This window comes from Psychrobacter sp. FME13, from assembly GCF_014861395.1.
Classification (GTDB): domain Bacteria; phylum Pseudomonadota; class Gammaproteobacteria; order Pseudomonadales; family Moraxellaceae; genus Psychrobacter.
Map to the genome: position 1 here is coordinate 1 of NZ_RRYV01000244.1, position 2,666 is coordinate 2,666.

4 protein-coding genes are annotated in these 2,666 nt (G+C 38.6%); all 4 read right to left on the reverse strand.

The genetic code is table 11. The features are described 5' to 3' along the window. Nucleotides 1-52 precede the first annotated feature (52 nt). Nucleotides 53-574 (reverse strand): type VI secretion system Vgr family protein, encoded by a 522-nt coding sequence (locus EI164_RS15520; RefSeq protein ID WP_192520873.1) that lies wholly within the window; start codon nt 572-574, stop codon nt 53-55. 16 nt (nt 575-590) lie between these two features. After that, nucleotides 591-1,334: a hypothetical protein gene (locus EI164_RS15525; RefSeq protein WP_192520868.1), complete on the reverse strand. Its 744-nt coding sequence runs from the start codon at nt 1,332-1,334 to the stop codon at nt 591-593. A gap of 24 nt (nt 1,335-1,358) precedes the next feature. After that, complete coding sequence (locus EI164_RS15530) at nt 1,359-1,775, reverse strand: hypothetical protein (RefSeq protein ID WP_192520870.1); 417 nt, start codon at nt 1,773-1,775, stop codon at nt 1,359-1,361. Continuing rightward, on the reverse strand, nt 1,768-2,666 hold an 899-nt coding region (locus tag EI164_RS15535; RefSeq protein WP_192520872.1), incomplete at its 5' end, for a DUF2345 domain-containing protein. The genes EI164_RS15535 and EI164_RS15530, both read right to left, overlap by 8 nt.

Below are 2,666 nucleotides of genomic sequence, written 5' to 3' on the forward strand. Positions count from 1 at the left end.
TGTGAATACGCTTAGTTTACCAAGTTTAGTTGTACGGTTTCTTCAGCATAGCTCACGTATCAGCAGCGCCATCAATCAGGGTGTAGGGCGCTTGTTGATGGGTTTTGGTTTGCTGATCCTCTGCGATAGTTTCTAACTGGGTCTTAATCGCTTTATGGTCATTGACCTGACGTCCCAGTCCCGTTGCCAATTGCGTTAAGCGTTCAGCCAGATGTTGACCACCGAGTGCCGTTTGAGTGAGAGTCGGGGTGTGCTGTTGATAGTTGTGTTGCTCAGATTGTGCATGAGTTTGCGGCTGAGTCGTGATGACGAGTGCTTCGCCAGACTTGATATTGATTTGTGCACTGGTATTGGCATTGATACCTTGACGTTTACTACTGGCATCATCGCTTGCAGCATTGATAATTCCCATCTTTAGCGTGGCAGCAACTTGACCATCATCGACGTTCAGCTGTGAGTACGCTTGCTCCGCTCTATGATCGGTAATCCACTCTGATAGACCGTTGCCCGTGTTGCGATAGCCACTCTCAACGGCTTGTTCATCGACAGTCTCAAATAGGCTAGGATGGGTTATTCAGTGGATTTAATAATTAGTTGCTGAAGAGCTTACTTTTAAGCTCATTCTTGGCAGCTTCAAAGTTCTCACTATTACAAGCTTCATTCAATATTTTATTGGAGGGAATACTAGACCAACCAGCTTTATAGTCAAACTTATACGCTTCGTAATTACCTTCGTCTGAAAAACAACAAGCATAATATCCAACCAAAGCTTTACATTCTTTTCCTGATATTTTTGCATCGATTATATTTAGGTTTGGTGTACCAAGAATCTCCGCAGAAAAATAATCAAGTCTCTTATCGTTACTAGGCATAACCTCATAAATAATATCTACACCGTCCAAATTTAGATCGTCATAGCTAGATTTTCCATTGTTGTAACTTAGTGAAGGCGTTGTAGGAATATAAGTCACTAGTGCATCTAGTCGGGTAGGAATATTAGCCTCTTTAGAGTACAAGGTTCTAGCTTTATCATCAAAAGAAGCTATGAATTTATTGTTCTTTAATATAAAGATATGTTCAGGATTCTCATCATTAGATAGTATGGTAAATCCTTTAGTCTCATATTTTGTATAATTATCTGAGAATATATCGCTATTTTTAATTTTGCTATCAAAGTCCTTAATATCTTTAGTTGTAAACCCATATCTTTCTAAATCACTTTTATCAATATATTCTATTATTGATACTTTTTTAGGTTCAGTTATGTCTGAGTTATAACTACAAGATGATAGAAAAGCAATAACAATAGGTATTAATAAATACTTAATTTTCATGGGTGGGCTGTCCTTATATCTTAATTACTGGCTATAACATTGATTTCCTACGTCTTTCCAAGCTTCTTCAAAAGTATCATAATTGTCCCAGTTCATATAATCTAAGCATCTTCTTACACCTGGCATAGAGCTCAGTTCTTGGTATTTTAACCTTTCGCCAGTAGCCTTATACCAGTTATAATCTTTTAGAAAAATGTTCCTTATTTGATTAATACTTGCTTCTCCACCTACTAACATTGCTTGTAGAGCACCTAAAAGACCACTAGGAGCATTCGAATACTCTTTAAGTAACGCAGTTACTATTATATCTGTAGTCCTGTCTTCAATATTGCTAATTTGATCTTCAGAAATATAAGAAACTTTTTGTACCACTTTATTCTGGAGCTTAGCTTTAGTTTTGTTGCTGGTATATCTTCTAGCGTGAATAACTGGATCACTCATAAAAACCCCTCATTTTTTGCCATGGTAAGTGTAAACTTACGTCAATTTCATCTTCACTTTCTGAGTAAAACTCTTCAGTTAAACCATCTTCATTAGTAGTACCATGATAGACTTGACCAGTTCTTTTGTTTTTACCTATATATTTAACATTTGCATAGGGTATGTTATTAGCAAACACAAATTGATAAGTTAAATTATAAGACTTATCTGCTGTTGTTTTTTGCCAAGGTAGATCTAAATGGACTTCAATTTCATTTTCAGAATTTGTATAAAATTGTTCAGTCCATCCATGTTCGTCAGTGACCCCATTAAACGTTTCACCAGTTACAATATTTTTAGCTGTATAGGCTACACTAGCGTAAGGTATATCGTTTTCGAAAACAAACTGATACGCTAAATTATAAACCCCATCCATTAGCGTTTTTGCATAAGGTATCAAACTCGGCAATACCCCAAGCCCCAACCCATCCCGACCCCCTTTAGCCCTCGAATGCTTACCAGCCTTCTCCGTAAACTGCATCGCCGCAATCGTAATATCACCGCCATCTAATGTGATACTTGCACCGCCCGCCGTCAGCGTAATCTTATTCGTTGCTACCACTTCAACTTCCTTGGTCGAAGATGACATATTCACATCTTGCTTTGCTGTCGCTTCAAGCTTCCCTGTATGCGCTGACAGCATAATATTGTCTTTACCATTGGTCATACTGAACTGACCATCAGCAACCACTGCCAAAGACTCACTACTGACCTGATGATGCCCATCACCACTACTCACCATCATATCTTGCTGAGAGGTCGTTATCATCTCACCCATAGATCGCTGAATCAGCGTCTCGTCACTGACATAGCTCGTATCAGCAGCGCCATCGATCAGCGTATAGGGCGCTT